Source organism: Falsiroseomonas oryzae (genome assembly GCF_027856955.1).
GTDB classification, from domain to species: Bacteria; Pseudomonadota; Alphaproteobacteria; order Acetobacterales; family Acetobacteraceae; genus Falsiroseomonas; species Falsiroseomonas oryzae.
Genome location: NZ_JAPSMD010000424.1, coordinates 1 through 4,554 on the forward strand (window position 1 = coordinate 1; position 4,554 = coordinate 4,554).

Below are 4,554 nucleotides of genomic sequence, written 5' to 3' on the forward strand. Positions count from 1 at the left end.
CCTATGTGCTGCGGTCGCGCGCGCCGGGGGCGGACCCCGCCGTGGCGGCCGCGACCGCGGCGCATGACGTGCTCCTCGCCGCCCTTCCCGCCCAGGCGCGCATCCTCGGCATGGAGCTGGAGAAGGTGACGATCGAGGCCGGGCGCGGGCCGGAGGTGGAGCGCGGCCGGGCGCTCGGCGCCGAGGCGGCACGGGCGATCCTGGCCGCGCGCCAGGGCGACGGGGCCGAGGCGCAGCTGCCCTATGCCCCAGGCAACCGCCCCGGCGACTACCGCTTCACGCCGGGCTTCGACTTCGCCTTCGCGCCGCAGTGGCGCCAGCTGCGCCCCTTCGCGCTGCGCACGCCGGAGCAGTTCCGCGTCGCTGCGCCGCCCGCGCTCGACAGCGACGCCTATGCCGGCGCCTTCGAGGAGGTGAAGGCCTTCGGCGGCAGCGCCTCCACCGGGCGGAACGAGGACCAGACGCGCTACGCGCATTTCTGGTACGAGTTCTCCGACATCGGCTGGAACCGCATCACCCGCGTGGTGGCGCAGGCGCGCGGCCTCGACCTGTGGGAGAGCGCGCGGCTCTTCGCGCTGGTCAACATGGCGATGGCCGACGCGTATGTCGCGGGCTGGGACTCCAAGCTCCACTACGACCGCTGGCGCCCGGTCACCGCGATCCGCGCCGCGGCGGAGGACGGCAACCCCGCCACCGCGCCCGACGCGACGTGGGAGCCGCTGCTGCCGACGCCGCCCATCCAGGACCATCCCTCCACGCACAGCGCGCTGGGCGCGGCCGCGGCGGCGGTGCTGGCCGGGCTGCTCGGGGACGCGACGCCCTTCGCCTTCACCTCCACCACGGCGCTGCCGGCGAACCCGGTGCGGCGCTTCGCCAGCTTCTCGGACGCGGCGGATGAGAATGCGGACAGCCGCGTCATGGCCGGGCTGCATTTCCGCTTCGCCTGCGAGGCGGGCCTGCGCCTGGGCACCCAGGTCGGCACCTTCGCACTGACCCACCATCTGAAGCGCATCGAGTAGCCCGGGGTGGGGCGGCTTGACCGGCAGGCCGGGATGCCGGCCTGTACGGTGCATGCCGCCTCTGCCGCTGCCCGAGCTGCGCGCCGCGCTGCCACGCCATGCGCGGCTGATCGGCCTGGACCCCGGGGCGCGGACCATCGGGATCGCGCTGTCCGACGTGACGCTGACCCTGGCGTCGCCCTACGGATCGCTGAGGCGCGGCAAGCTGGCGGCCAACGCGGCGGAGGTCGCGGCAATCGCGCGGAAGGAAGGCGCGGGCGGGCTGGTGGTGGGGCTGCCGCTCGGGCTCGACGGGTCCTTCGGGCCGGCGGCGCAGGCCGCCAAGGATTTCGGCCGCGCCCTGGCGGAGGCGGCCGGCCTGCCGGTGGCCTTCTGGGACGAGCGGCTCTCAACCGCGGCGGTGCAGCGGGCGATGATCGAGGCCGACCTGACCCGGGCCAAGCGGGCGAAGGCCGTGGATGCCGCGGCGGCGGCCTACATGCTGCAGGCGGCGCTGGACGCGACGCGGGCGCCGCCGGATGGCCCGGACTGGCCGAATCCCGGCACCGGCGCCTAAACTCTCCCCGTGCAGTATCCCTTCCGTCACCTCCTCGCCGTCGAAGGCCTGGAGCCCCCCTACATCGCCGCGCTGCTGGACCTGGCGGACCATTACGCGCTGCAGAACCGGCGCGGCACCACGCAGCGCGATCTGCTGAAGGGTCGCACCCTCATCAACCTGTTCTTCGAGGACAGCACCCGCACCCGCACCAGCTTCGAACTCGCGGGCAAGCGGCTGGGCGCGGACATCGTGAACATGTCCGTCTCCACCAGCAGCGTGAACAAGGGCGAGACGCTGCTGGACACGGCGGCCACGCTGAACGCGATGCAGACCGACCTGCTGGTGGTGCGCCACGGCCAGTCCGGCGCCCCGGCGCTGCTGGCCCAGAAGGTGGACGCCGCGGTGATCAATGCCGGGGACGGCACGCATGAGCACCCGACCCAGGCGCTGCTGGACGCGCTGACCATCCGCCGGCGCAAGGGGCGGCTGGAGGGGCTGACGGTCGCCATCTGCGGCGACGTGCTGCATTCCCGCGTCGCGCGGTCCAACATCCACCTGCTGCTGACCATGAACGCCCGGGTGCGCATCGTCGGCCCGCCGACGCTGATCCCGGCGGAAGCCGCGCGGCTGGGCGTTGAGGTGCACCATTCCATGAAGTCCGGCCTGGCCGATGCCGACGTGGTGATGATGCTCCGGCTGCAGAAGGAGCGGATGACCGGCGGGCTGGTGCCCAGCGCGCGCGAGTTCTTCCGGTTCTACGGGCTGGATGCCGAGAAGCTCGCCTTCGCGAAGCCCGACGCCATCGTCATGCATCCCGGCCCGATGAACCGCGGCGTCGAGATCGACAGCGCCGTCGCGGACGACCCGGCCCGCAGCGTGATCGGCGAGCAGGTGGAGATGGGGGTGGCGGTGCGCATGGCCGTGCTCGACACGCTGGCGCGCAACCAGCGGCGGAACGCGTGACGATGCTGCTGTTCACCGGGGCGCGGCTGCTCGACCCCGCCTCGGGGCTCGACGCGCCGGGCGAGATGCTGGTGCGAGACGGCGCGATCCTCGACCATGGCACCTCGCTCGGCCGGCCGGACGGGGCCACCGTGGTGGATGCGGGCGGCGCCTGCCTCGCGCCCGGCCTGGTGGACCTGCGCGCCGCGCTGGGGGAGCCCGGGGCGGAGCACCGCGAGACCATCGCCTCCGCGGCGCAGGCGGCCGTGGCGGGCGGCATCACCACGCTCTGCGCCCTGCCGGACACCGACCCGGCGATCGACGACCCGGCGCTGGTGTCCTTCCTGATCCGCAAGGGCGAGGCGACGGGCTGCGTCTCCATCCTGCCCTACGCCGCCGCCACCGCCGGCTGCCAGGGCAGGGAGATCAGCGAATACGGCCTGCTGAAGGAGGCCGGCGCGATCGCCTTCACCGACGGTCGCCGCGCCGTCGGCAATGCGCGGACCATGCGGCTCGCGCTGTCCTACGCGCGCGCCTTCGGCAGCTTCGTCGTGCAGCACCCGGAGGAGCCGGCGCTCGCCGCCGGCGGCGCGGCGACCGAGGGCGAGCGCGCCACGCGCATGGGCCTGCCCGGCATCCCGCCCGCGGCCGAGTGCATGATGGTGGAGCGGGACATCGCGCTGGCCCGCATCACCCGCGGTCATGTCCACTTCGCCCATCTCAGCACGGCGGCCGCGCTGGACCGCATCCGCGCGGCCAAGGCCGAGGGCCTTGCCGTCACCTGCGACACCGCGCCGCCCTATTTCGACCTCAACGAGACGGCGATCGGCGAATACCGCACCTACGCCAAGCTCTCGCCCCCGCTGCGGGACGAGGCCGACCGGCTGGCGGTGCTGGCGGCGCTGCAGGACGGGACGATCGACGCCGTCGCCTCCGACCACCAGCCGCGCGACGCCGACGACAAGCGCCTGCCCTTCGCCCAGGCGGAAGCCGGCGGGGCGGGGCTGGCGACGCTGCTGGCGGTGACGCTGGCGCGCGTGCACGGCGGCGACCTGACCCTGCTGCAGGCGCTGGACCTGCTGACCGCCAGGCCCGCCAGGCTGCTCGGCCTGGATGTCGGCACGCTGCGCAAAGGGGCGCCGGCCGATCTCGTGCTGTTCCACCCTGAGCGCGGCTGGCGCGTGGAGGCTGGGCGGCTGCCTGGCAAGGCGCAGAACACGCCCTTCGACGGGCGCGCACTGGAGGGCAAGGTGCTCGGGACCTGGAAGGCCGGCCGGCGGGTGTTCGGATGAGCCTGATCCTCGCGGCCATCCTGGGCTACCTGCTGGGCTCCGTGCCGTATGGGCTGATCCTGACCAAGGCGGCGGGCCTCGGGGACATCCGCAGCATCGGGTCAGGCAACATCGGCGCCACCAACGTGCTGCGCACCGGCAACAAGGCGCTGGCCGCCGCCACGTTGGTGCTGGATGCGCTGAAGGGTCTGGTCGCGCTGCTGATTGCCCGCTGGGCCTGGGGCGAGGATGCCGCGCTGGTCGCGGGCGTCGCCGCCATGGCCGGCCACGCCTTCCCGGTCTGGCTGGGCTTCAAGGGCGGCAAGGGGGTCGCGACCGGCGCCGGGGTGCTGCTGGCGGCGCAGTGGTGGCTCGGCCTGGTCGCGCTGGCCGTCTGGCTCGGCGTGGCCCTGGCGACCCGGATCTCCTCGGCCGGCGCGCTCGCGGCCTGCGCGGTGGCGCCGGTTGCGGCGCTGCTGTCGGGCGACCTGAAGCTGACGGTCTTCGCCGCGGCGCTGGCCGGGCTGATCGCCTGGCGCCACAAGGCGAACATCCAGCGCCTGATCGCGGGCACCGAGCCGCGCTTCGGGACGCGGAAGGGGTGACGCCGGCGGCGCCCGACCCCGCCCGGAGCATCGCCCGCTGGGGTGGCGCCGGCCAGGGGGCGCGGCCTTGAACCCGGCCGAGGCCCTGGCGCGGCTGCGACTCGCGCGGAGCGAGGGCATCGGCCCGGCGAATTTCCGCCGCCTTCTCGAACGCCACGGCACCGCCGCAGGCGCCCTGG

Annotated in this window: 5 protein-coding genes and 1 pseudogene; all 6 read left to right on the forward strand. The window is 74.4% G+C overall.

The features are described 5' to 3' along the window. Positions 1-1,019 (forward strand): vanadium-dependent haloperoxidase (locus OZN99_RS26090; protein ID WP_270938154.1); only part of this gene is annotated, 1,019 nt, incomplete at its 5' end. A 52-nt stretch (positions 1,020-1,071) separates the two neighbouring features. After that, the gene (gene ruvX / locus OZN99_RS26095) at positions 1,072-1,575 is read left to right on the forward strand and encodes a Holliday junction resolvase RuvX (RefSeq protein WP_270938155.1); all 504 of its coding nucleotides are present in this window, start codon (positions 1,072-1,074) and stop codon (positions 1,573-1,575) included. Between the two features lie 9 nt (positions 1,576-1,584). After that, entirely contained in the window at positions 1,585-2,520 is a 936-nt protein-coding gene (locus OZN99_RS26100) for an aspartate carbamoyltransferase catalytic subunit (RefSeq protein WP_270938156.1), read from the forward strand. Then, positions 2,517-3,791, forward strand: a complete 1,275-nt coding sequence (gene pyrC, locus OZN99_RS26105; RefSeq protein WP_270938157.1) for a dihydroorotase — start codon at positions 2,517-2,519, stop codon at positions 3,789-3,791. Before OZN99_RS26100 ends, pyrC begins: the two co-directional genes overlap by 4 nt. Next, entirely contained in the window at positions 3,788-4,375 is a 588-nt protein-coding gene (gene plsY, locus OZN99_RS26110) for a glycerol-3-phosphate 1-O-acyltransferase PlsY (protein ID WP_270938158.1), read from the forward strand. Before pyrC ends, plsY begins: the two co-directional genes overlap by 4 nt. Positions 4,376-4,442: 67 nt before the next feature. Next, positions 4,443-4,554 (forward strand): annotated as a pseudogene (locus tag OZN99_RS33460) (DNA-processing protein DprA); the annotation flags it as partial.

Excerpts from the sequence above, each read along its gene's own strand:
- ruvX (WP_270938155.1), top strand. The coding sequence starts at position 1,072 with ATGCCGCCTCTGCCGCTGCCCGAGCTGCGCGCCGCGCTGCCACGCCAT.
- plsY (WP_270938158.1), top strand. The coding sequence starts at position 3,788 with ATGAGCCTGATCCTCGCGGCCATCCTGGGCTACCTGCTGGGCTCCGTG.